The 22,884-nt window shown below is 71.6% G+C and carries 19 protein-coding genes and 1 riboswitch; of the genes, 11 read left to right on the forward strand and 8 right to left on the reverse strand.

The features are described from left to right. Nucleotides 1-41: 41 nt before the first annotated feature. Complete coding sequence (locus ACWAUO_RS08315; protein WP_460774610.1) at nucleotides 42-1,838, forward strand: ABC transporter ATP-binding protein; 1,797 nt, start codon at nucleotides 42-44, stop codon at nucleotides 1,836-1,838. Beyond that, nucleotides 1,835-3,643 (forward strand): ABC transporter ATP-binding protein, encoded by a 1,809-nt coding sequence (locus ACWAUO_RS08320; protein WP_460774611.1) that lies wholly within the window; start codon nucleotides 1,835-1,837, stop codon nucleotides 3,641-3,643. Before ACWAUO_RS08315 ends, ACWAUO_RS08320 begins: the two co-directional genes overlap by 4 nt. A gap of 121 nt (nucleotides 3,644-3,764) precedes the next feature. Here the strand turns inward: ACWAUO_RS08320 and ACWAUO_RS08325 are convergent, their stop codons facing one another. Further along, entirely contained in the window at nucleotides 3,765-4,217 is a 453-nt protein-coding gene (locus tag ACWAUO_RS08325) for a GNAT family N-acetyltransferase (RefSeq protein ID WP_460774613.1), read from the reverse strand. A 110-nt stretch (nucleotides 4,218-4,327) separates the two neighbouring features. On the opposite strand from ACWAUO_RS08325, the gene ACWAUO_RS08330 reads away from it, so the two are divergent. Beyond that, a complete protein-coding gene (locus ACWAUO_RS08330; protein ID WP_460774614.1) occupies nucleotides 4,328-5,311 on the forward strand; it encodes an acetylxylan esterase in 984 nt (327 codons plus the stop codon). Between the two features lie 70 nt (nucleotides 5,312-5,381). Beyond that, nucleotides 5,382-7,601: an NADP-dependent isocitrate dehydrogenase gene (locus ACWAUO_RS08335; protein ID WP_460774616.1), complete on the forward strand. Its 2,220-nt coding sequence runs from the start codon at nucleotides 5,382-5,384 to the stop codon at nucleotides 7,599-7,601. Between the two features lie 72 nt (nucleotides 7,602-7,673). Here ACWAUO_RS08335 and ACWAUO_RS08340 read toward each other — a convergent pair whose 3' ends face one another. The 5 genes from ACWAUO_RS08340 to ACWAUO_RS08360 form a co-directional block, all read right to left on the reverse strand. Beyond that, nucleotides 7,674-9,254 carry a L,D-transpeptidase family protein gene (locus ACWAUO_RS08340; protein WP_460774617.1) on the reverse strand — a complete coding sequence of 527 codons (1,581 nt, stop codon included), beginning with the start codon at nucleotides 9,252-9,254 and terminating at the stop codon, nucleotides 7,674-7,676. Nucleotides 9,255-9,371: 117 nt separating this feature from the next. Continuing rightward, the gene (locus ACWAUO_RS08345; RefSeq protein WP_460774619.1) at nucleotides 9,372-9,779 is read right to left on the reverse strand and encodes an NUDIX hydrolase; all 408 of its coding nucleotides are present in this window, start codon (nucleotides 9,777-9,779) and stop codon (nucleotides 9,372-9,374) included. Further along, nucleotides 9,776-11,134, reverse strand: a complete 1,359-nt coding sequence (locus ACWAUO_RS08350; protein WP_460774620.1) for an FAD-binding oxidoreductase — start codon at nucleotides 11,132-11,134, stop codon at nucleotides 9,776-9,778. Before ACWAUO_RS08350 ends, ACWAUO_RS08345 begins: the two co-directional genes overlap by 4 nt. Next, on the reverse strand, nucleotides 11,131-11,502 hold the full coding sequence (locus ACWAUO_RS08355; RefSeq protein ID WP_460774622.1) for a YrdB family protein: 372 nt from the start codon (nucleotides 11,500-11,502) through the stop codon (nucleotides 11,131-11,133). Before ACWAUO_RS08355 ends, ACWAUO_RS08350 begins: the two co-directional genes overlap by 4 nt. A 233-nt stretch (nucleotides 11,503-11,735) precedes the next feature. Then, nucleotides 11,736-12,533, reverse strand: a complete 798-nt coding sequence (locus ACWAUO_RS08360; protein WP_460774623.1) for an Ltp family lipoprotein — start codon at nucleotides 12,531-12,533, stop codon at nucleotides 11,736-11,738. A gap of 471 nt (nucleotides 12,534-13,004) precedes the next feature. Further along, a riboswitch (ZMP/ZTP riboswitch) is annotated at nucleotides 13,005-13,089 on the forward strand. A 34-nt stretch (nucleotides 13,090-13,123) separates the two neighbouring features. Here ACWAUO_RS08360 and glyA point away from each other — a divergent pair. The 3 genes from glyA to ACWAUO_RS08375 all read left to right on the forward strand — a co-directional run bounded on the left by glyA (nucleotide 13,124) and on the right by ACWAUO_RS08375 (nucleotide 16,819). Next, entirely contained in the window at nucleotides 13,124-14,398 is a 1,275-nt protein-coding gene (gene glyA / locus ACWAUO_RS08365) for a serine hydroxymethyltransferase (protein ID WP_460774625.1), read from the forward strand. 84 nt (nucleotides 14,399-14,482) lie between these two features. Next, nucleotides 14,483-15,367, forward strand: coding sequence for a bifunctional methylenetetrahydrofolate dehydrogenase/methenyltetrahydrofolate cyclohydrolase (locus ACWAUO_RS08370; RefSeq protein ID WP_460774626.1), 885 nt, complete (start codon nucleotides 14,483-14,485; stop codon nucleotides 15,365-15,367). A gap of 150 nt (nucleotides 15,368-15,517) precedes the next feature. Further along, entirely contained in the window at nucleotides 15,518-16,819 is a 1,302-nt protein-coding gene (locus tag ACWAUO_RS08375) for an amidohydrolase family protein (RefSeq protein WP_460774628.1), read from the forward strand. A gap of 86 nt (nucleotides 16,820-16,905) precedes the next feature. Here ACWAUO_RS08375 and ACWAUO_RS08380 read toward each other — a convergent pair whose 3' ends face one another. Beyond that, entirely contained in the window at nucleotides 16,906-17,868 is a 963-nt protein-coding gene (locus tag ACWAUO_RS08380) for a PDR/VanB family oxidoreductase (protein ID WP_460774630.1), read from the reverse strand. Nucleotides 17,869-18,033: 165 nt separating this feature from the next. On the opposite strand from ACWAUO_RS08380, the gene ACWAUO_RS08385 reads away from it, so the two are divergent. The 4 genes from ACWAUO_RS08385 (at nucleotide 18,034) to ACWAUO_RS08400 (ending at nucleotide 22,169) form a co-directional block, all read left to right on the forward strand. Further along, complete coding sequence (locus ACWAUO_RS08385) at nucleotides 18,034-19,281, forward strand: amidohydrolase family protein (RefSeq protein WP_460774631.1); 1,248 nt, start codon at nucleotides 18,034-18,036, stop codon at nucleotides 19,279-19,281. Continuing rightward, a complete protein-coding gene (locus ACWAUO_RS08390; RefSeq protein ID WP_460774633.1) occupies nucleotides 19,278-20,012 on the forward strand; it encodes an ABC transporter ATP-binding protein in 735 nt (244 codons plus the stop codon). The genes ACWAUO_RS08385 and ACWAUO_RS08390 overlap by 4 nt, the downstream gene beginning before the upstream one ends. Further along, the gene (locus tag ACWAUO_RS08395; protein ID WP_460774634.1) at nucleotides 20,009-20,884 is read left to right on the forward strand and encodes an ABC transporter permease; all 876 of its coding nucleotides are present in this window, start codon (nucleotides 20,009-20,011) and stop codon (nucleotides 20,882-20,884) included. The genes ACWAUO_RS08390 and ACWAUO_RS08395 overlap by 4 nt, the downstream gene beginning before the upstream one ends. Before the next feature lie 88 nt (nucleotides 20,885-20,972). Then, complete coding sequence (locus ACWAUO_RS08400; protein ID WP_460774636.1) at nucleotides 20,973-22,169, forward strand: substrate-binding domain-containing protein; 1,197 nt, start codon at nucleotides 20,973-20,975, stop codon at nucleotides 22,167-22,169. 70 nt (nucleotides 22,170-22,239) lie between these two features. On the opposite strand, the gene ACWAUO_RS08405 is transcribed toward ACWAUO_RS08400, so the two are convergent. After that, entirely contained in the window at nucleotides 22,240-22,833 is a 594-nt protein-coding gene (locus ACWAUO_RS08405; protein ID WP_460774637.1) for a cyclodeaminase/cyclohydrolase family protein, read from the reverse strand. Between the last annotated feature and the right edge of the window lie 51 nt (nucleotides 22,834-22,884).

Below are 22,884 nucleotides of genomic sequence, written 5' to 3' on the forward strand. Positions count from 1 at the left end.
CCGTCGCGACGCCGGCCATCCACTCCATCCCCTCGAGGTCCATGTCTTCGTCGTCGTTGTCCACGCCGCGCGCGCTCGCGCGGCTCATCCCGTTCGCGCGCCCGGTGGCGGGGCGGATGCTGGCGGGCGCCGTCAGCGCGCTCGCCGCCGCCCTGGTCGCGCTCGCGATCCCGATCGTCATCGAGGCGGTCGTGGCGGGACCCATCGCCTCGGACGATGTCGCGGTCATCGCCGGCGGCGCCGCGGTGGTGCTCGTGCTGGGGCTCGCCGAGGCGGGACTCGTGTGGCTGCGGCGCTGGTTCATCCTGTCGCCGTCCACCCGCATCGAGTACGAGCTGCGCACCCGCTTCACGCAGCGGCTGGAGCGGCTCCCCGTCGCCTTCCACGACCGGTGGCAGTCCGGGCAGCTCCTCAGCCGCATGATGCAGGACATCAGCCTCATCCGGCGCTGGCTCGCCTTCGGGCTCATCATGCTCGTGGTGAACGTGCTCACGATCCTCGTCGGCACGATCGTCCTCTTCCGCTGGCACTGGGCGCTCGGCGTCGTGTTCCTCCTGTGCTCGGCGCCCCTCTGGTACGTCGGCTACCGCTTCGAGAAGCAGTACGGCGTACTCACCCGGCAGAGCCAGGACCAGGCGGGCGACCTCGCCACCGCGGTGGAGGAGAGCGTCCACGGCATCCGCGTGCTCAAGGCCTTCGGGCGCGGCGCACACGCGCTGCAGAAGTTCACCCGGCAGGCCGAGACCCTGCGGCGCACGGAGCTCCGCAAGGCCCGGGCCGAGGGCGTCATCTGGTTCTGGCTGTCGGTGCTGCCCAACGTCGCGTTCGCGCTGTGCCTGGTCACCGGCATCCTCCTCGCCTCGCAGGACGCGCTGAGCGTCGCCGAGCTGTTCGCCTTCTTCGCGATGGCGACCGTGCTCCGGTGGCCGATGGAGTCGATCGGCTTCCTCTTCTCGTTCCTCCTCGACGCGCGCACCGCCACCGACCGTGTCTTCGAGGTGTTCGACGAGGAGAACACGATCATCGACCCGGAGCGTCCGGCGACGATCACCGAGCCCCGCGGCCGCCTCGTCTTCGAGGACGTGCACTTCCGCTACCAGGACGCCCCCGCATCCCATCGCGACCTGCTCGACGGCATCGACCTCGCGCTCGAACCGGGCGAGACCGTCGCGCTCGTCGGCCTGACCGGGTCGGGAAAGACGACCCTGACGACCCTGCCCACGCGCCTCTACGACGTCACCGCCGGCCGGGTCACGCTCGACGGCGTGGACGTGCGCGACCTCACGCTGAAGGAGCTGCGCACCCACATCTCCACGGCGTTCGAGGACGCCACGCTCTTCTCCGCATCCGTCCGCCGCAACGTGCTCCTCGGCCGTGACGACCTCGACCCGGACTCGCCGGAGGGTGAGCGCGTGCTGCAGGAGGCGCTGCAGGTCGCGCAGGCCGGATTCGTGCACGACCTGCCCGACGGGGTCGAGACGGTCATCGGCGAGGAGGGCCTGAGCCTCTCCGGTGGGCAGCGGCAGCGACTCGCCCTCGCCCGCGCCGTCGCCGCGCATCCCGCGGCGCTCGTGCTCGACGACCCGCTGTCGGCCCTCGACGTCGACACCGAGGCGCTCGTCGAGGAGGCGCTGCGGCGCGTGCTCGCCCAGACCACGGCGCTCATCGTCGCCCACCGGCCGTCGACCGTCGCCCTCGCCGACCGGGTCGCGCTCCTGCAGGACGGCCGCATCACCGCGTTCGGCACGCACAGCGACCTGCTGCGCGAGTCGGAGCACTACCGCTACGTCATCTCGAGTCTCGACGAGGACGCCACCAGGACGGAGGTCGTGCGATGAGCGTCACCGGCACCACCGGCGAGGACCGCACCGACTACGACCGTGCCGAGAGCCGCGCGCTCCGTCGCCGCTCCATGCACCTGCTCGGGAGCCTCGTGCGCCCGGTGCGGTGGCAGCTCGTGCTGGCCGCGGTCGTGCTCGTCGTCTCGACCGCGCTGCGCGTGCTCGGCCCCACGCTCATCGCGTTCGGCATCGACAACGCCCTGCCCGCGGTGCTCGAGACGGCCGACTGGATGCCGACCGTCGGCGTCTTCGCGGTCTACCTCTTCTCGGCCGTCGGGGGCGCCGCGCTCATCGCCTGGTACGTGCTCGTCTCGGCGCGGCTCACGCAGGCGATCATGCTGGACCTGCGCACCCGGATCTTCCGCCACACGCAGCGGCTGAGCCTGGAGTTCCACGAGAGCTACACCTCGGGCCGCATCATCTCGCGGCAGACGAGCGACCTCGACTCCATCCGCGAACTCCTCGACGGCGGCCTCAACGAACTCGTCTCGGGCCTGCTCTTCGGCGGGTTCACGCTCATCGCGCTCCTGCTGCTCGACTGGCAGTCCGGCGTGATCCTCGTGGTCATGGGGCTGCCGCTGGCCGTCCTCATGCGCTGGTTCTACCGCCGCTCGCAGCTCGCCTACCGGCTCTCCCGCGTGGTGAGCGCGAAGGTCATCGTGAAGTTCGTCGAGACCATGACCGGCATCCGCGCCGTGAAGGCGTTCCGCACCGAGGAGCGCGACGACGACGAGTTCGGGCGGCTCAGCGACGACTACCGTGCGGTGAACATGCGCTCCATGCGCCTGTTCGGCACCTTCGAGCCCGGCCTCATGGCGATCTCCGCCGTGACCCTGGCCGGCGTGCTCCTGTGGGGCGGGATGCGGGTCGCCGCCGACACGCTGGAGATCGGCGTGCTGCTGGCCGCCGTCCTCTACGTCCGCAACTTCTTCTCGCCGCTGCAGGAGGTGGCGATGTTCCTGAACCAGTACCAGTCGGCCGCCGCCGCACTGGAGAAGGTCTCCGGCGTGCTCGAGGAGGCGCCGAGCGTGCCCGACCCGCAGCGTCCGAAGCCGCTGCCGGCGGCATCCGGGCACGTCCGCTTCGAAGGCGTCGGCTTCGGGTACGGCGACGGCCGCACCATCCTGCCCGGGCTCGCCCTCGACATCCCGGCCGGGCAGACCGTGGCGCTCGTCGGCACCACCGGCGCCGGCAAGTCCACGCTGGCGAAGCTCGTGTCGCGCTTCTACGACCCGACCCGCGGGCGCATCACGCTCGACGGGGTCGACCTGCGCGAACTGTCGCCCGCAGACCTCCGCCGTGCGATCGTCATGGTGACGCAGGAGGCGTACCTGTTCAGCGGCACGGTCGCCGACAACATCGCGCTCGGCCGTCCCGACGCGACGTTCGAGCAGATCGAGGCGGCGGCGAAGGCGGTGGGCGCCGACGCGTTCATCCGCGAACTCCCCGACGGCTACGACACCGACGTGAACAAGCGCGGCGGGCGCGTCTCGGCGGGCCAGCGGCAGCTCATCTCGTTCGCCCGGGCGTTCCTCGCCGACCCGGCTGTGCTCATCCTCGACGAGGCCACCGCATCCCTCGACATCCCCAGCGAGCGGATGGTGCAGCAGGCGCTGCAGACGCTCCTCGCCGAGCGGACGGCCATCATCATCGCCCACCGGCTGTCGACCGTCGCGATCGCCGACCGGGTGCTCGTGATGGAGCACGGCGAGGTCATCGAGGACGACGCCCCCGACACCCTCATCGCCGGCACCGGCCGCTTCGCGCAGTTGCACGCCGCCTGGCGCGAGTCGCTCGTCTGAGCCGTCCCCCGCGACACCAAAACAGGGGATCTCGCCGAATCAGGACGTTTCCGACCCGGATCGTCCTGATTTCGCGAGATCTCCTGATCTGGAGCGACGGCGGATGCGGGACCCGCGCGGGTCAGAGGGTGTAGCGGGCGACGATCTCGCCGAACTCCGTCTCACCGACCGGCTGGAAGCCGACGCGCTCGAAGAAGCGCTGCGGACCGTCGTCGCCCTCCTCGAAGATGACGTCGACGTGGTCCATGCCGCGCTCGCGCGCCTCCTTGACCATCGCGTCGACGGCGAACCGGCCGACGCCGCGACCCTGATCGTCGGCGTCGACGTTGATGCGCCACAGCACGGAGCGGAAGTACTCCTGCGGCTCGTCCGGGTCGAAGTTCGCGCTGATGAACCCGACGACCTCGTTCCGGTCGAGCACGACGCGCTGCCAGGTGGTCCGCGGGTTCACGACCGTGGCGGCCGTCCCGTAGCTGACCGGGGCGAGGAACTGCTCCTGCCCGGGCTTCAGCGACATGGAGTTCACAGCGACGATGGTCGCAGCGGACAGTTCCTCAAGACGCAGCTCGGTCATGGTCACAGGCTAACGTGCCGCCACGGGCGGCGCAGGTGCAGTTCACAGGTGGTCACGGAGGCTCCGGATGCGGTTCAATCGATCGACCGCCCACCGGACGAAGGAGTGCCGTGCCCCGTTTCGACCTGCCCCTGGACGCGCTGCGCGAGTACCGACCGGAGGTGGCCGAGCCCGCGGACTTCGACGACTTCTGGGCGCGCACCCTCGCCGCATCCCGTGCCGTGGCCGAGCCGCCGGTGCTCGAGGCCGTCGACTCGCCGCTCCGACTCGTCGACGTGCACGACCTCACGTTCTCCGGCTTCGGCGGCGACCCGGTGAAGGCGTGGGTCCTGACCCCCGCCGGCCACCGCTCGCCGCGTCCCACGGTCGTCGAGTACAACGGCTACGGCGGTGGCCGGGGCCTCCCGCACGAGCGGCTGCAGTGGGTCGCGGCCGGCTACACCTGGGTGTTCATGGACACCCGCGGGCAGGGGAGCGTGTGGGGGACCGGCGGTGACACCCCCGACCCGCACGGCAGCGGGCCGGCCGCGCCGGGGTTCATGACCCGGGGCGTGCTCGACCCCGACGAGTACTACTACCGGCGCGTGTTCACGGATGCGGTGCTGCTCCTCGACGCGGTCCGAACGCTCCCGCAGGTCGACCCCGCGCGCCTCGTGGTGACCGGTGGCAGCCAGGGCGGTGGGATCACGCTCGCCGCGGCGGCCCTCGGCGGCGACCTCGCCGCGGTCATGCCCGACGTGCCGTTCCTCTGCCACTTCGAACGCGCCGTCGGCCTCACCGACGCGTATCCGTACCAGGAGATCGTGCAGTACCTCTCGGTGCACCGGGATGCGGAGGAGCCGGTGTTCCGCACGCTGTCCTACTTCGACGGGGTCAACCTCGCCCGCCGGGCGAGCGCGCCGGCGCTGTTCAGCACGGCGCTGCACGACATGGTCTGCCCGCCCTCGACCGTCTTCGCCGCGCTGAACCACTACGGCGGGGACGCCCGCATCGAGGTGTACGGCCACAACCAGCACGAGGGCGGCCAGGGCGTCCACTGGCAGCGGCAGGCACGGTTCGTCGAAGGCCTGCTGGAACACGGAAAATTATCTTGATGTCGAGATAGTTTCCGGGGTGCGATAGGCTGGCCCGGACCCCCACGACGCTCGTACGGAGAGACCACACGTGCCCGATTCCACGATCATCTACACGCACACCGACGAGGCTCCGGCGCTCGCGACCGCATCCTTCCTCCCCATGGTCCAGGCGATCGCCGGGCAGGCGGGGGTGGAGCTCGAGACGCGCGACATCTCGCTCGCGGGCCGCATCCTCGCGAACTTCCCGCAGCACCTGACCCCGGAGCAGCTCGTCGGCGACGCGCTCGCCGAGCTCGGCGGCCTCGCGACGCTCCCCGAGGCGAACATCATCAAACTGCCGAACATCTCGGCATCCATCCCGCAGCTGAAGGCCGCCATCGCGGAGCTGCAGTCGCAGGGCTTCGACGTGCCGGACTACCCGGACGAGCCCTCCTCGCACGAGGAGGAGTCGATCAAGGCCCGCTACGACCGCATCAAGGGCTCCGCCGTGAACCCGGTGCTGCGCGAGGGCAACAGCGACCGCCGCGCGCCGCTGTCGGTGAAGAACTACGCCCGCAAGCACCCGCACCGCAACAAGGCGTTCGCCGAGGGCTCCAAGACCCGCGTCGCCACCATGGGACACGACGACTTCCGTTCCAACGAGAAGTCGGTGGTCATCCCCGACGACGACGTGCTCACCATCCGGCACGTCGCCGAGGACGGCACCGTCACCGTGCTCAAGAGCGACCTCAAGGTGCTGCCGGGCGAGATCGTCGACGCGACCTTCCTCTCCGCGAAGGCGCTCGACGCCTTCCTCGCCGAGACGCTCGAGACCGCCAAGGCCGACGACCTGCTCTACTCGGTGCACCTCAAGGCGACGATGATGAAGGTCAGCGACCCGATCATCTTCGGCCACGTCGTGAAGGCGTACTTCAAGGACGTCTTCGACACCTACGGCGAGCAGCTCGCCGCAGCGGGTCTGTCGCCGAACAACGGTCTCGGCAGCATCCTGTCGGGCCTGGACAAGGCCGCGGACGGTGGCGCGATCGCCGAGGCGATCTCGGCCGACCTCGAGCGGGGCGCCCGCCTGTCGTACGTGAACTCCGACAAGGGCATCACGAACCTGCACGTGCCCTCCGACGTCATCGTCGACGCGTCGATGCCGGCACTCATCCGCAACGGCGGCAAGCTGTGGGGCGTCGACGGCGGCGAGGACGAGACCCTCGCGGTCATCCCGGACTCCTCCTACGCCGGCGTCTACCAGGCCACGATCGACGACGTCATCGCAAACGGCCCGCTCGACCCCACCACGATCGGCACCGTCCCGAACGTGGGCCTCATGGCGCAGGCCGCCGAGGAGTACGGCAGCCACGACAAGACCTTCGAGATCGCGGCGCCCGGCAAGGTGCAGATCGTCGACTCCGAGGGCGAGGTGCTCATCGAGCACGACGTCGAGACCGGTGACATCTGGCGCGCCACCCAGACCAAGGACATCCCCGTCCGCGACTGGGTCAAGCTCGCGGTGAACCGCGCCCGCGCCACCGGTGCCCCCGCCGTGTTCTGGCTCGACGCGAACCGCGCGCACGACGCGCAGCTGATCGCCAAGGTCGCCACCTACCTCGGCAAGCTCGACACCAAGGGCATCACGACCACGATCCTGCCCCCGGCCGAGGCGACCCGCTACTCGCTGGCGCGCATGCGGCAGGGCCTGGACACCATCTCGGTGACCGGCAACGTGCTGCGCGACTACCTCACCGACCTGTTCCCGATCCTCGAGGTCGGCACGTCCGCCAAGATGCTCTCGATCGTGCCGCTGCTCGCCGGCGGCGGCCTGTTCGAGACCGGCGCGGGCGGGTCCGCCCCGAAGCACGTGCAGCAGCTGCTGGCCGAGGACTACCTGCGCTGGGACTCGCTGGGCGAGTTCTTCGCGCTGGCCGCGTCCTTCGAGCACTACGCCGGCTTCACCGGCAACGCCAAGGCGAAGGTGCTCGCCGACACGCTCGACCGCGCGACGGGCACGTTCCTCGAGAACGACAAGTCGCCGGGCCGCGCGCTGGGCACGATCGACAACCGCGGCAGCCACTTCTACCTGGCCCTCTACTGGGTGCAGGAGCTGGCCGCGCAGACCGAGGACGCCGAGCTCGCCGCCGCCTTCGCGCCGGTGGCCGAGAAGCTCGCCGCGAACGAGGAGCAGATCGTCGCCGAGCTCATCGCGGTGCAGGGCAAGCCGGTCGAGGTCGGCGGCTACTACCACCCGGACGCCGCGAAGGTGGCCGAGGTGATGCGCCCGTCCGCGACGCTGAACGCGATCATCGACGAGCTGTCCTGACACGCTGAACGACGAAGGGGGCGGATGCTGCGGCATCCGCCCCCTTCGTCGTCCCCGGCTCGGGGGAGGGGGTCAGTAGTGGACCCACACCTCGGTGCCGTTGGCCGCCCATTCGTAGACGAAGCGCGCGTCGTCGTTCCACATGTTCACGCACCCGTGGCTCTGCGGGTAGCCGAGGCTGCTGCGGAAGTTCGAGGCGCCGTGGAACGCGATGTCCGGGGCGAAATAGGTCACCCACGGCACGTTCTTCGTGCAGTAGCTGTTCACCGCGTTCGGGTTGTAGCAGAGGGCGCCCATGTCCTGCATCCGCACGTGGGCGAAGACCTTGAACCGGCCGGTGGGGGTCGGGGTGCCGGCGAGACCGGAGGAGATCGTGTAGCTGCCGACGACCTCGCCGTTCTCGAGCAGGTAGGTGCGCTGCGTCGAGAGGTTCACCTCGATGCTGCGGGTGACCGACGTGGTGGCGAACGCGGTCTCGGTGACCGGGAGCACGTACTGGCCGTTGCCGGTCGCGAGCTGCTCGGCGAACGCCGCGGCGACGCCGTTCGTGTCGCCGAGCGTGCGGCCGGTGACGCCCGGGGTGATGTCGCTGATCGGCTCGCCGGCCGAGTTGACCACGACGCGTGCGTCGACGGGCGCGCGGTCCACGTACCCGGGCAGGAGATCGACGACCGCCTGGATCGCCCCGGCGTCGGCGCTCACCTCGAGCGCGCCGTCCACGTCGGCGACGGTGAGCCAGGAGGCGACCTGGGCCCGGTCGAGGGGCACGGTGCGTTCCTCGCCCACGTAGAAGCCGGCGACGTCGAGCATGGCGTTCAGGGTCGCGACGGTCTGGTCGGCCTCCTCGGTGGTGACCGGCGCCTCGACCGGCACGGCCTCGACCGAGATCGCGGCGCGTCCGGATCCGTCGTTGAAGGCCTGCTCGACGGCGTCGCGGATCACCTCGAGGTCGATGCCCTCGCCGGTCACGGCGGGTACGGACGTGTACGAGGCGGTCTCGGCGTCGAAGACCACCTGCGCGTCGGTCGGATCGACGTAGAGGTCGCCGAGTTCGGCGCGCAGCGCCTGCTCCGCGACCTCTGGGTCGATCGTGACGTCGGCCGAGATGGGCTCGGCGTTCCACTGGGTCACGTTCCAGAGCGGATGCTCGGCGAAGGCCTCCTCGGCCAGGGTCTCGGCGTCGATGGACGCGCCGAGTTCGGCCCCGGTGAGGGTCGCGTCGCCCGCGGGGGTGGAGACCTCGACGGCCGTCGAGGCGAGTCGGGCGGTGAGCACGTCGGCGGCGGCGCCGGCGGTGAGCCCGCCGACGTGCACGCCGGCGACCGCGGTGCCGGGGGCGATGAGGACGAGGGATGCGGCGATCGCGGCGACCGCGAGGACGCCGCCCGGGATGCCGAGGAGGAGGCCGAGGTGCCGCTTCTTCTTCTTCGGCTCCTCGGGCGCCCACGCGTAGACCGGCGTGGTGCCCTCTGCGTCGGTCTCAGGGGGCGCGTCGAGCACGGTCGTCGCCGCGGGTTCCGCGGGCTCCGCGGCCGCGGCGGGCGCGCCGGTGTCTCCGGCATCCGTCGTCGACGCCGACCCGGCCGCAGCCGTGGTCGCCTCGTCGTCGGAGCCGTCGCCCGTCGCAGTCGAGCCGGTCCCGAGATCCGCCACGCCGATACCCCCTTCAGCAGCGGGTCGCATGCTCGACCCGTCCGTTCCCATGGTAAATGGCTCCACCCGGCCCGGTCGCAACGTTCCGATCACGCTCTCCCGGAGATCGGCTGGAGGTCAGCGCCAGGCGAACCCGATGAGGTGGGTGCGGCTCAGCATCGCCAGCGGCACCTCGTCGACCTCGTGCTCGGCGATCCAGCGCAGCTCCGCGATCTCGGCCGCGGCGACGGCGTCGTCGTGTCGGATGCGGACGGCGAACGCGTCCGCGACGACCATGTGCCCCGGTTCGTTCGCGGCGACGGCCGTGAACCGTCCCAGGGGTTCGAGGTCCTCCCGCCGTGCGCGGACGCCGATCTCCTCGGCCATCTCGCGCAGCACCGCGTCGGCGGCGTCCTCGCCCGGGTCGGGCTTGCCCCCGGGCTGCTGGAACACGCTCGCGCCGCGCTTGCGGACGACGAGGGCGAGCCCGTGCTCGTCGGTGACGACGGCCGCGCTCACATGGATCACGGGGGCCGCGTCGCTCATGCGAACACCTTCCCCGGATTGAGGATGCCGGTGGGGTCGAAGACCGCCTTGATGCGTCGCTGCAGGTCCCACTGGTCCTCGCCGAGCTCGTCGGCCAGCCACCGTCGCTTGAGCACGCCGATGCCGTGCTCGCCCGTGAGCGTGCCGCCGAGCCGCAGCGCGGAGCGGAACAGGTCGCCCGCCGCCTTCCACACCACGTCGGGCACCTCGGAGCCGGCGAACACGAAGTTCGGATGCAGGTTGCCGTCGCCGGCGTGCGCCACCGCCGGGATCACGAGGCCGTACTCGCGCTCGATGCGGGCGATCTCGTCGAACATGTCGGGCAGTGCCGAGCGTGGCACCGAGACGTCCTCGATGAGGGTGGTGCCGAGCCGCTCCATCGCGGGGTGCATCGACCGCCGGACGGTGAGCAGTCGCTCGCCCTCGACCGGGTCGTCGGAGACGGTGACCGTGCCGCCGCACGACTCCATGACGCCGGCGATCGCCGCGGCCTCCGAGCGTGCGGCGACGCCGTCGGTCTGGATCGTGAGCTGGGCGGCGCCGGGGACCGGCGGCGTCATCCCGAGCAGGTCGTGGACCGCGGCGAGGCTCGCCGCATCCATCAGCTCCATGATCGCCGGCTGGAGGCCGGCGGCCGTCACGGCGGCGCTCCCCGCCGCCGCCGCACGGACGTCGGGGAAGACCGCGACGATCGAGCACTGCTCGCCCGCGACCGCGCGGCGGAGCTTCAGGGTCGCGCCCACGACGACGCCGAGCGTGCCCTCGGAGCCGATCATGAGCGAGGTGAGGTCGTAGCCGGTCACGCCCTTGACGCTCCGGTGGCCGAGGTGGAGGAGCCGCCCGTCGGCGAGCACCACGTCGAGGCCGAGCACCGCGTCGCGGACGACCCCGTACTTCGCGCACAGGAGCCCGCCCGCGCCGGTGGCGATGTTGCCGCCGACCGTGGAGATCTCCCGGCTCGCGGGATCGGGCGCCCACCACACCCCGTGCGGGGCGAGCGCGCGGTTGAGGTCGGCGTTCAGGATGCCGGGCTCGACGACCGCGAGCAGGTCGTCGGGGCGCACCTCCAGGATGCGGTCCATCCCGCGTAGCGAGAGTGCGATCTCGCCCGCTCCCGTGTTCGCCGCGCCGGCGAGGCCGGTGCCCGCGCCGCGGGGGACCACCGGGGTGCCGGTGGCCGACGCGATCCGGAGCGTCTCCTGCACGTCCGCGACCGAGGCCGCGTGCACCACGGCGAGCGGGGCGCCGGGGGCGGCGTGCCCCGACTTGTCCGCGCGGACGGCGGCCAGGGCCGCATCCGAGGTGTCGACCCGGTCGCCGAGCGCCGCGCGCAGGCGGTCGACGACGTCGCTCATGCGAAGCGGCGACGGCCGGCGATCACGCCCACGGTGACCGCGACGACGGCGTAGGCCAGGCCCACCCACGTCAGCTGCATCGCCCACAGCGCGGCGGTGGCGCCGGCGTAGACGAGGAGTTCCACGACCGCACGCACGAACGGGTGCACCGCGAACACGGCCCGCGGCGACACGAACAGCGCCCAGAGCAGGATCGCGACGACGGGGGTGCCGATGCCGACCAGGATGTTCCACGGGAACGGCCAGAGCGCGAAGCCCCAGACCGCCAGGGCGATGAACGCGATGATCTCGCAGAGGAACGCGATGACGTCGATCGCGTGCAGCGGGGGACGCGTGCCGGCGGGCTGTTCGGGGGTCGGGGAACTCACCGGCCCAGTCTACCGGCGCCCCTCCGTGCGCCCGTCGGGCGCGGGGTGCGCGACTCGAAGCGGGGCAGGCGTTGCGATCATGCTCGCAACGGACAGGCAACCCAAGTTGTCGCCGCCGATCGAAGTACTCGCGTAACGACCACGAGGTGGCTGGTGTCACATGCGACGGTGATCAACCGGGGACAGATGGCCGGGCCCACCTACCACCCGAAGGTGGCAGGTGGGCTGCGGGATCAGTAGCCGACCTGGCTCAGGGCGTACTCCGCCTGCTCCGGAGTGAACGCCTCGCCGTACTCGCTCGTGAGCTGCTCGTACAGGCCCTGACGGCTGAACGACGTCATGTTCAGGTAACTCTGCGCCGACTCCACAGCTTCCTGGTTCCAGTCGACCTTGCCGTTCTGTTCCAGGTAGGAGAGTGCGAATTCAGCGTCGGCGCCGTCGTAACCCTCACCGTAGGGGCTGGTGAGCTGCTCGTACAGTCCGGTGCGACTGAAACCGGTCATCCGAAGGTAGCTTTCCGCAGAGCGCACTGCGTTGGACTGACCTAGGGTCATCGACGGGGCCGCGGGCGCTTGCGGGGCGGCGGGCTCGGCAGCGGAGTTCTCAGCGACCTCCTTGGCGATCTTCTCCACGTTCACGACGACCTTGGCGCCCGCTGCGAGCGTCTCGCCCGCGGCGGGCGTGGTGGAAAGCACCACCCAGTTGTCCCGGTCGATGACCACGCCTTCGGATGCTGAGAAATCGACCTTCAGGCCGGCGTTCTCAATGAGCGCGGCAGCCTCCTTGGCGGTCTTGCCCACCGTGTCCGGCACGGTCGTTTCAGCGGCCTCCGCCACGGCGGCGGGCTTGGTGTCAGCCTCGGAGCTGTTGTCGCCACCGCCCATGGCGCTGCCGATGGCAGCCAGGACGATGATGCCGCCGACGACAGCAACGGGGATGATGATCGGCTTCCGCTTGTACCACGGCTTCTTCTCGGTGCCCGGGGTGGACTCAGGTGTAGGAGGGAGCGGAGCGGTGATGTTGTCGGTCATTGGGGTGCCCTCTTCTTGGACTTGTGGATTCTTGGATGGACTGAGCGGACGAGGTGAGTAGGCGTGCGCATACGGCTGATTCACCTACGCTTCGCAGATCGGCTCAGTGGCGAGCTCTACAGGATTGGCGTCATCCCTCGCCGTCCCGTGAGTCGGACACCTGTCGCCGTCGACATATTCGCGCCCGGTCAGCACTACATCCCCCAGTGGCCAGCTATCGGTTCACATCGGTTAGCCGTTAGCCATATGCCTGTGCTGAGCCTAGACGCCCTATCGGACGTTCTCGACGTGGCGATGCTCCCAGGTGATCAGCGTCACGGCGGCGTGGTCCCCTTTTCGGCAGCTGCGACGGGTGTGGGTGGGCTCCAAGGAGTAGGTCGTGAGCCGCGTCGAGCGGTCTCGCTCTCCCGTATCAAGAGTTACCGGCGCCCCTCCGGCCGCCCGTCGGGCGCGGGGCCGCATCGGGTATGCTCGACGGGTCGCGACTGGCGTTGAGGTGGGCACCCACCGGGGAGCGACCGACTACGGCATTCGACCGCACGCCTGGGCCGATGTGGAACTTTCCTGCAAGCCGTCGTCCTGGAGGCGCAATGACCGACAACTTCTTCAACGCTCCGCTCGCCGAGGTTGACCCCGAGATCGCCGAGGTGCTGCAGCGGGAGCTCGACCGCCAGCGCGGCTACCTCGAGATGATCGCGTCCGAGAACTTCGTGCCCGTCTCGGTGCTGCAGTCGCAGGGCTCCGTCCTGACGAACAAGTACGCCGAGGGGTACCCGGGCCGCCGCTACTACGGCGGCTGCGAGGAGGTCGACGTCGCCGAGGAGCTCGCCATCGCCCGCGCGAAGGCGCTGTTCGGCTCCGAGTTCGCCAACGTGCAGCCGCACTCCGGTGCCAGCGCGAACGCCGCCGTGCTGCATGCGCTCGCCCGTCCCGGCGACACCCTGCTCGGGCTGTCGCTCGACCACGGCGGTCACCTGACGCACGGCATGAAGATCAACTTCTCCGGCCGGCTGTACGACATCGTCGCCTACGGCGTCGACCCCGAGACGAGCCTCGTCGACATGGACGAGGTGCGCCGCCTCGCGCTCGAGCACAAGCCGAAGGTCATCGTCGCCGGCTGGTCGGCGTACCCGCGTCACCTCGACTTCGCCGCGTTCCGCGCCATCGCCGACGAGGTGGGCGCGTACCTGTGGGTCGACATGGCACACTTCGCGGGCCTCGTCGCCGCGGGGCTGCACCCGAACCCGGTGCCGCACGCCCACGTCGTCTCCTCGACCGTGCACAAGACCATCGGCGGCCCGCGCTCGGGCTTCATCCTCAGCAACGACCCCGAGATCGCGAAGAAGATCAACTCCGCCGTCTTCCCGGGTCAGCAGGGCGGCCCCCTGATGCACGTCATCGCCGCGAAGGCGACCGCGTTCAAGCTCGCCGCGACCGACGCGTTCAAGGATCGCCAGGCCCGCACCCTCCGCGGCGCCGCGATCCTCGCCGACCGGCTCTCGCAGCAGGACGTGAAGGATGCCGGCATCGCGCTGCGCTCCGGCGGCACCGACGTGCACCTCGTGCTCGTCGACCTGCGTGACGCCGAGATCGACGGCAAGCAGGCCGAGGACCTCCTCCACGAGATCCACATCACGGTGAACCGCAACTCCGTGCCGAACGACCCGCGCCCGCCGATGATCACCTCCGGCCTGCGCATCGGCACCCCCGCGCTCGCCACCCGCGGGTTCGGCGACGCCGAGTTCACCGAGGTCGCCGACATCATCGCGAACGCGCTGCTGCCGAACGCCGACGTCGAGGCGCTGCGTGCCCGGGTCGCCGTGCTCACCGCGGCGTTCCCGCTGTACCCCGACCTGCAGCAGTAAGCGGTCCGGGCGGATCGCCCGCATCCACTTGCCAGTCCGTATCACTACGTACATAGTGATATTGGGCATCAATGAGGAGGACCTATGACCGCGCAGAAGCTGGACGGCGTCGCGACCGCGGCGGCGATCACGCAGGAGTTGACCGAGCGGGTCGCCGCGCTGAAGGAGCGGGGGATCACCCCGGGCATCGCGACGGTGCTGGTGGGCGCCGACCCGGCGTCGCAGCTGTACGTGGGGATGAAGCACAAGCGGTCGCAGGCGATCGGGATGAACTCGATCCAGCGTGAGCTGCCGGCCGAGGCGACGCAGGAGCAGGTCGAGGCGTTGATCGACGAGCTGAACGCCGACCCGGCGTGCCACGGGTACATCGTGCAGCTGCCGCTGCCGAAGCACATCGACACCGATCGGGTGCTGGAGCGGATCGATCCGGCGAAGGATGCGGACGGGTTGCACCCGACGAACCTGGGCCGGCTCGTGCTGAACGTGAACACGCCGATCACGTCGCCGCTGCCGTGCACGCCGCGCGGGGTGATCGAACTGCTCACCCGGAACGGGTACGACCTGAACGGCAAGCATGTCGTCGTGGTGGGTCGGGGGGTGACGATCGGCCGTTCGATCGGCCTGCTGCTGACGCGTCGTGACATCAACGCGACGGTGACCCTCACGCACACCGGCACGGTGGATCTGCCGCGCTACCTCAAGGAGGCCGACGTGATCGTCGCCGCCGCCGGGGTGAAGCACCTGGTGACCGCGGCCGATGTGAAGCCCGGCGCCGCCGTGCTGGATGTGGGCGTGACCCGTGAGGACGACCCGGAGACCGGCAAGTCCAAGGTCTACGGCGACGTCGCACCCGATGTCGCGGAGGTCGCCGGCTGGCTGTCGCCGAACCCGGGTGGTGTGGGTCCCATGACGGTGGCCCTGCTCATGACGAACGTCGTCGAGGCCGCCGAACGCGCCGCATCCGCCTGACGCGTCCCGTCTGACGTTCAGAACTCAGGACGGATCGACGGGCACCGCGGTTTCCCGGGCGTGCACCGCATCCGTCCTGAGTTCTGTGCACGGGGGCGGCGTCCGCGCCCGCGAAACATCGCCGTCACGCGACGCTGCGAGCATCGGGGGATGCTGACGCTTCACGGTGCCACCCGCATCCTCGTCGACGACGCCACCGAGCGGGACGGCGACCTCGCGGTCGACGCCGACGGCCGCGTCACCACCGCCGCGGTGGACGGGGAGGTGCTCGACGTCACCGGCTGCGTCGTCACCCCCGGGCTCGTGAACGCCCACCACCACCTGCTGCAGTCCGGGTTCCGGACGCTGCCCGGCACCCGCGGCGTGCCGATGCGCGACTGGCTCCCCGCCATGGCCTCGGCCTACGCGGCCGCCGGGATCGACGCGTCGCTCACCGGCGCGACCGCCGCGGTCGGCCTCGCCGAGTCGCTGCTGTGCGGGGTGACCACGGTGGCCGACCACCAGCTGAACTGGCCCGCAGACGCGGGCGTCGACGACACCGTCGCGATCGCGCGCTCGGTCGCCGACGCCGCCGCGAGCCTGGGGGCGCGGCTCGTGTTCGTGCGCGGCACCGCCCGCGACGACCCCGAGGAGGCGGCCGCGAGCGCCGACGCGATCGCGCACGAGCTGCTCGCGGGCGGACACGACGGCGGCGTCACCGGCGACGGGATGCTGCAACTCGCGGTCGGGCCGGCGGGCGTCCACTCCGACACCGAGGCGACGTTCCGCCTGCTCGGCGAGGTCGCCGCGCGGCATGGCCTGCGTCGTCGCACGCAGGCGAACGAGCAGGTGGACACCGAGATCGCCCTCGAGCGGTACGGGCGACGGCCCCTCGACCTGCTCGAGGACTGGGGCTGGCTCGCACCCGACGTCACGATCGCGCACCTGTGCGACGTCACCCCGGACGAGATCGACCGGCTCGCGACCGCGGGCGTCACCGCGACCCACGCGCCCGGCTGCGACGTGCCGATGGGCTGGGGGATCGCGCCGGTGGCGGCGCTGCTCGACGCCGGCGTCCGCACCGGCCTCGGCACCTCCGGCGGCGGATCCAACGACGCGGGGCACCTGCTCGCCGACGCCCGGCTCGCCCTGCAGGTCTCCGGCCTCGTCGGCCCGCAGCTGCCCGCCCGCACCGTCCTCGGCATGGCCACCGCGGGCGGCGCCGCAGGCCTCGGCCGCACCGACCTCGGGCACCTCCGCCCCGGCGCCCGGGGCGACCTCTGCGTCTGGGACGTCTCCGGCGTCGCGGATGCGGGCGTCGACGACCTGGTCGCGGGCCTTCTCTGGGCCTCGCCGGGCCGCCGGCCGCGGCACGTCGTCGTCGGCGGCCGGGTCGTCGTGCGCGACCACCGGTTGGTCACCGCCGACGAGGGCGCGCTCGTCGCGGCGCTGCGCGACCGCATCCGTCGCTGACCGCGTCCCGAACTCCTCAGAAACAGCGGATCCGACCGGCGGATGCGGTCGAGCACCCCGAATCCGAGGAGTTCGGGCAGCGGGGGTCAGAGGTCGAGGACGAGCCGCGGGCACCTCGCCCGCGAGACGCACACCATCATGACGGTGTCGCCCTCCTGCTCGAGCGGGGTGAGCACGGAGTCGCGGTGCTCGACCTCGCCCTCGAGCACCCCAACCTCGCACGTGCCGCAGGTGCCGCGGCGGCAGGAGGAGAGCACCATCGCGTCCGGCGCCTGCTGCTCGATCGCCTCCAGCACCGACTGCCCGGGCTCGACCGTGACGACCTCGCCGCTCATCGCGAGCTCGACCTCGAACGGATCGGTCCACACCGGTTCGCCGAACTCCTTCGCCTCGAACCGCTCGACGTGCAGCCGCTCGGCGGGCACCGCCGCCTCGAGCGCCGCGATGAGCCGCGCCGGGCCGCACGCGTACACGGCGGTGGCGTCATCGACCCCGGCGGCCAGCGCGGCGACGTCCAGCCGCTCGCCCTCGTCCGCGGCGTGCAGGCGCACCCGACCCGGATAGGCCGCCTCGAGCTCGCTCGCGAACGCCATCGTGCGCCGGGAGCGGCCGGCGTAGTCGAGCGTCCAGTCGGCGCCCGCCGCATCCGCCGCCAGCACCATCGCCCGCAGCGGCGTGATGCCGATGCCGCCGGCGACGAACCGGTACGTCGTCCCCGGGTCGGCGGCGAACGCGAAATGGTTGCGAGGACCCCGCACCCGGATGCGGCCGTCGACCGCGATCTGCTCGTGCACGCGGACGGACCCGCCGCGGCCGGCGTCCTCTCGGAGCACCGCCACCCGCCAGCGCGACCGGTCGCCCGGGTCGGAGCAGAGCGAGTACTGGCGCTCGAGCCCCGGCTCGAGGACCAGGTCGATGTGCGCGCCCGGGGTCCAGGCGGGGAGGTCGCGACCGTTGTGCGCGACGAGGTCGACGGCGACGACGCCGTCGGCGAGGACCGTCCGACCCGCCACGACGAGGTCACGTTCGACGTCACTGAAGTAGCTCACAGCCGCCCACCGTAGCCACGCCATGTGTCGGGGAGGTGACGCGGCGACCGGGCGCGCGCTGTTTACGACCCCGCAACAGGCGACGCGGTCCATCGAAACAGCGCGGGTGTGCAATGGCCGCAAGCTTGTTGGCCACGCCAACAACCCGGCGGCGAAGGGAACCGGATGAATCCGATCGAGGCGAGTCGACTCCTCCCCGGCCAGGAGGTGGCACGCCTGAGGGGCGTGGTGCACGCCGACGGCAGCGACGGCGACATCGCGATCGCGGGCGGGCAGGTGGTGACCGACGCCGGCACCGGCACCGACGTCGACGCGAGCGGATGGCTCGCGCTCACCCCGCTCGCCGATCTGCACGCGCACCTCGACAAGGCGTACACCTGGGATGCGGCCGGGCGGCCGGAGGGGTCCCTCGAGGATGCCGTCGCCTGCTGGCAGCGGTTCGGCGCACTCCTGACCGAGGAGGAGATCGCCGCGAACGCGCGGCGGCAGGTGCTCGCCGCGCTCGGCGCCGGCGTCACCGCGATCCGCACCCACGCGAACTACCACGAGGGCCCCGACCCGCTGCGGGGGATCCGTGCCCTCATCGCCCTGCGCGAGGAGTTCCGCGGGCTCGTCGACATCCAGGTCGTCGCGCTGCACGGCAGCGACCGCGGCGACGACGTGGTCCGCGAGGCCGTCGCGCTCGGCATCGACCTCATCGGCGGGGTCCCGCACCTCGCCGCCGACCCCGCCGCCGAGCTGGATCGGACGCTGCGGCTCGCGGAGGAGGCGGGCCTCGGCGTCGACCTGCACGCCGACGAGACGCTCGCCCCCGAGGCGGGCGACCTGCTGCGGCTCGCCGAACGCACCCGCGACTGGCCGGCCGCGCGCACCCGCGCGGCGGGGCACTGCGTGAGCCTGGCCATGGTCGAGCCGGACCGGCTCGACCATGTGCTCCGCGCGAGCGCCGAGGCCAGCGTCTCGATCATCACGAACCCGCTCACGAACCTGTACCTGCAGGGCTGGCGGCATCCGGTGGCGACCCCGCGCGGCATCCCGCCCCTGCGCACCGTCATCGACGCCGGGGTGACGCTGGCCGCCGGCGGCGACAACGTGCAGGACCCCTTCAACCCGCTCGGCAACGGCGACATGGTCGACGTCGTCGCGGCGCTCGTGCTCGCCGGGCACCTGGCGCCCGCCGAGGCGTGGCGGGTGACGGCCGCCGGCGGCCGCGACGTCTTCGGGCTGCCGCGCGCCGACGGGCGACCCGGCGACCCGGCGGACCTCCTGCTGGTGCGTGCCCGCACCGTCGCCGAGGCGGTCGCCGAGCGCGCACCGGACCGGGTCGTGATCCGCGCCGGACGGGTCGTCGCGGTGCGCCGCAGCCAGACCCTCACGGTCGACGTGGCCGACCGGGCGGAGGTGCCGGCATGACCGCGACCCTTCGGTTCGACGACGTCACGAAGGATTTCGCCACCGGCACCCGCGCGCTCAGCGAGGTGTCGCTCTCGGTCTCGGCGGGGGAGTTCGTCTCCGTCGTCGGACCGTCGGGATGCGGCAAGTCGACCCTCCTCCGCCTGGCCGCGGGGCTGGAGGACGCCACGTCGGGCACCGTCGCGAACGCGGCCGACGTCACGAGCTTCGTCTTCCAGGACCCGACGCTGCTGGAGTGGCGGACGGCGCAGAAGAACGTCGAACTCATCGGCGAACTGGCGCACGTCCCCGCCGCCGAGCGTCGCGCCCGCGCCACGGCCGCCCTCGAACTCGTCGGCCTCGCAGGCTTCGAGCGGCAGCATCCGCGCGAGCTGTCCGGCGGCATGCGGATGCGGGTCTCCATCGCCCGCGCGCTCGTCGCCGAGCCGCAGCTCGCGCTCTTCGACGAGCCGTTCGGCGCGCTCGACGAGATCACCCGGCTGAAGATGCAGACCGAGCTGCAGCGGCTGTTCCGCCTCTCCGGGTTCGCCGCCATGTTCATCACCCACTCCATCTCGGAGGCGGTCTACCTCTCCAGCCGCGTCGTGGTGATGAGTGGACGCCCGGGGCGGATCGTCGAGGACATCGAGCTCCCGTGGGCGTACCCGCGGTCGCCGGAGCTGCGGTACGAACCCGAGTTCGGCCGGATCGCCGGGCACCTGTCGAAGACGCTGGAACTGGAGCACTCATGACCGACGACGTCCTGACCGCACCCCGACCCCTCGCCGCCGCGTCACCGGCACCGCCGCCCGTCGCGCGGGGCTCTGCCCGGGCGGCGGCAGGGCGCGCCGGTGCCCGCGTGTTCCCGGTCGTCGCCGCGATCGTCGGCATCCTGGTGATCTGGTACGCCGTCTCCTACCTGCTGCTCGACCCCAAACGCCGCTTCCTGCTGCCGCCCCCGCACGAGGTGCTCGCCGAGACGTTCGGCAACCCGCAGGTCATCGCGCCCATGCTGGCGGCGCTGGGGCAGACCACGACGGTGGCGCTCATCGGCCTCGCGCTGGCGGTCGTGATCGGCATGGGCTGGGCGATCCTCATGTCGCAGTCGCGCCTGGCCGAGCGCGTGCTCTACCCGTACGCGGTCATCCTGCAGACGATCCCGATCCTCGCGCTCACCCCGCTCATCGGCATCTGGATGGGGTACGGGATCCCCGCCCGCATCGTGGTGTGCGTCATCGTCGCGGTGTTCCCGCTCATCTCCAACACCCTCTTCGGCCTCCAGTCCGCGGAGGCGTCCGCGCACGACCTGTTCACGCTGAGCAGGGCGAACCGGCTGCAGCGGCTGTGGAAGCTGCAGCTCCCGGCGGCGATCCCGTCGATCTTCACCGGGCTGCGCAACGCCGCCGGGCTGTCGGTCATCGGCGCGATCGTCGGCGACTTCTTCTTCCAGCAGGGCAGCCAGGGCATCGGCGGGCTGCTGCGCACCTACACCCTGCGGCTCAACATGGAGCCGCTCTTCCTCGCCATCATCTTCACCGCGTTGTTCGGCGTGGCCGTCTTCTCGGTCTTCGCGGCGCTCGACCGCATCGTCGTCGGGCGCCTCTTCGGCGCCCGGGCGCGCTGACCCCACGCTTCCCCCGGCACCCGCACCACCGGCTCCACACGTTCCACCGGCTCCACCTTCCCAGCCCACCCATTCCCTGGAGGAACCCGTGTCCCACCGCACCCGTGCACTCGCCACCCGTCGCCTGCCGGCCGCCGGTGCCGTCGTCGCCCTCGCCGTCGCCCTCGTCTCCTGCGCCGGCGGTGACGACGGTGCCGCCACGACCGTGAACGCCCCGGCGGCCGAGGCCGGCGGCGCGCTCGACCTGTCCGGCGTGTGCCCCGACACCATCGTCATGCAGCAGGACTGGCAGCCGGAGGCCGAGCACGGTGCGATGTACGCGCTCGTCGGCGAGGGCTACCGCATCGACGCCGACGCGAAGAGCGTCACCGGCCCCCTCGTCGCGCAGGGCGAGTACACCGGCGTCGACATCGAGGTGCGTCCGGGCGGACCGAACGTGAACTTCCAACCGGTCCCGGCGCTGATGTACCTCGATCCGGACATCTTCATCGGCGCGGTGAACACGGATGCGGCCATCGTCGCCGCCGCCGACCAGCCCACGGTCGCGGTCACCTCGCAGCTCACCTGGAGCCCGCAGATCCTCATGTGGGATCCCGCCAGCCACGATGGCGCCACCACCATCGCGGAGGCAACGGCGGACGGCGCCCCGGTCGTCACCTCGGGCGACATCATCCCGAGCATGCTGCTCGCGCAGGGGCTCATCGACCCGTCGCAGGTCGACACCAGCTATGAGGGGACGCCGCAGCGGTTCGTGGCCGACCCGTCCATCCTGCAGCAGGGCTTCGCGACCGCCGAACCGTACGTGTACGAGGAGGAGATCGAGGAGTGGGGTGAGCCGGTCGGGTTCCAGCTCCTGTCCGAGATCGGGTACTCGATCTACCCCGAGCCGCTCGCGGTGCGGCCGGAGACGATCGACGAGTACGGCGACTGCCTCGCCAAGCTCGTCCCGATCATGCAGCAGGCCCAGATCGACTTCCTGGCCGAGCCCGACACGACGATCGACCTCATCCTCGAACTCGTCGACGCCTACCAGACCGGCTGGACGTACTCCCGTGGCGTGGCGGAGTACTCCGTGGCCTCGCAGGTCGACCTCGGCATCGTGGTCGACGACCCGGCCTCCGGCGTCTTCGGGCAGTTCGACCCTGCGCGGATGCAGTCGATCGTGGACGACTTCGTGCCCTTCCTCGTCGAATCGGGCAGCCTCAGCGAGTCCGACGCGGCGGACGTCGACGTCGACGCGCTCTACACGAACGAGTTCATCGACCCGTCGATCTCGATCGGCTGAACCGGCGACGGGCCCGGCCGGCACCTCCCGGCCGGGCCCGTCGGCGTCGCTGCGCCCGGCGGTCGGCGTCTCAGAGCGCGGCGGTGACGGACGCCGCGAGGGCGTCGAGCGCATCGGCGAGGCGGGTCGCGTCGGCCTCGGCCTCCTCGGCGTCATGACCGTCGTCGCCCGGTGCCGCGTTGCAGCGGATGTTCACCGCGGCGGAGCGGACGGCGGCGGCGAGGAGCCGCGCCGCGACCGCGACGTCGGGACGCAGTCGCCGATCGCCGTGCTCGGCGGCCCATTCGAGGGGCGGCCGCAGCCGCGCCGCGGTGTCGACGATCGCGACGCTGCACGCGGTGGCGGCGCGCAGCGCGTGGGCCACCGCATCCGCCCTCCCGGGTGCGCCCTCCGGTGCGCGGAACGCGGCGACGAGGGACTCGGATGCCGCCGCGTCGCGGGCCGCGTCGGCGAGCGCATCCACGCGGACGCCGCCCGCCGCCTCGAGCGCGCGGTCGCGTGCCGGCGAGGCCGCGCTGTACCCGAGGACCATCTCGGTGAGCGCCGCCGCGTGCCCGGTCACGACGGCCGCGACGGCACCGCCGCCGGGTGCGGGAACGGGGCGCGCGACGGCGGCGAGCCACGCGTCGAGTGCGGCGGGCGCGGCGGCGTCGGGGGTCGGCATGGCGGCGAGTCTACGGGTGACCTCGCCGTTACACCGCCGAAACCGCGGCCC

It is taken from the genome of Microbacterium sp. GXF7504 (assembly GCF_054798235.1).

What these genes read in the sequence shown, in the direction of transcription:
- ACWAUO_RS08315 (WP_460774610.1), top strand. Translation starts at nt 42, where the DNA reads ATGTCTTCGTCGTCGTTGTCCACGCCGCGCGCGCTCGCGCGGCTCATC.
- ACWAUO_RS08320 (WP_460774611.1), top strand. Translation starts at nt 1,835, where the DNA reads ATGAGCGTCACCGGCACCACCGGCGAGGACCGCACCGACTACGACCGT.
- ACWAUO_RS08325 (WP_460774613.1), bottom strand. Translation starts at nt 4,217, where the DNA reads ATGACCGAGCTGCGTCTTGAGGAACTGTCCGCTGCGACCATCGTCGCT.
- ACWAUO_RS08345 (WP_460774619.1), bottom strand. Translation starts at nt 9,779, where the DNA reads ATGAGCGACGCGGCCCCCGTGATCCATGTGAGCGCGGCCGTCGTCACC.
- ACWAUO_RS08350 (WP_460774620.1), bottom strand. Translation starts at nt 11,134, where the DNA reads ATGAGCGACGTCGTCGACCGCCTGCGCGCGGCGCTCGGCGACCGGGTC.
- ACWAUO_RS08360 (WP_460774623.1), bottom strand. Translation starts at nt 12,533, where the DNA reads ATGACCGACAACATCACCGCTCCGCTCCCTCCTACACCTGAGTCCACC.
- glyA (WP_460774625.1), top strand. Translation starts at nt 13,124, where the DNA reads ATGACCGACAACTTCTTCAACGCTCCGCTCGCCGAGGTTGACCCCGAG.
- ACWAUO_RS08370 (WP_460774626.1), top strand. Translation starts at nt 14,483, where the DNA reads ATGACCGCGCAGAAGCTGGACGGCGTCGCGACCGCGGCGGCGATCACG.
- ACWAUO_RS08375 (WP_460774628.1), top strand. Translation starts at nt 15,518, where the DNA reads ATGCTGACGCTTCACGGTGCCACCCGCATCCTCGTCGACGACGCCACC.
- ACWAUO_RS08385 (WP_460774631.1), top strand. Translation starts at nt 18,034, where the DNA reads ATGAATCCGATCGAGGCGAGTCGACTCCTCCCCGGCCAGGAGGTGGCA.
- ACWAUO_RS08390 (WP_460774633.1), top strand. Translation starts at nt 19,278, where the DNA reads ATGACCGCGACCCTTCGGTTCGACGACGTCACGAAGGATTTCGCCACC.
- ACWAUO_RS08395 (WP_460774634.1), top strand. Translation starts at nt 20,009, where the DNA reads ATGACCGACGACGTCCTGACCGCACCCCGACCCCTCGCCGCCGCGTCA.
- ACWAUO_RS08405 (WP_460774637.1), bottom strand. Translation starts at nt 22,833, where the DNA reads ATGCCGACCCCCGACGCCGCCGCGCCCGCCGCACTCGACGCGTGGCTC.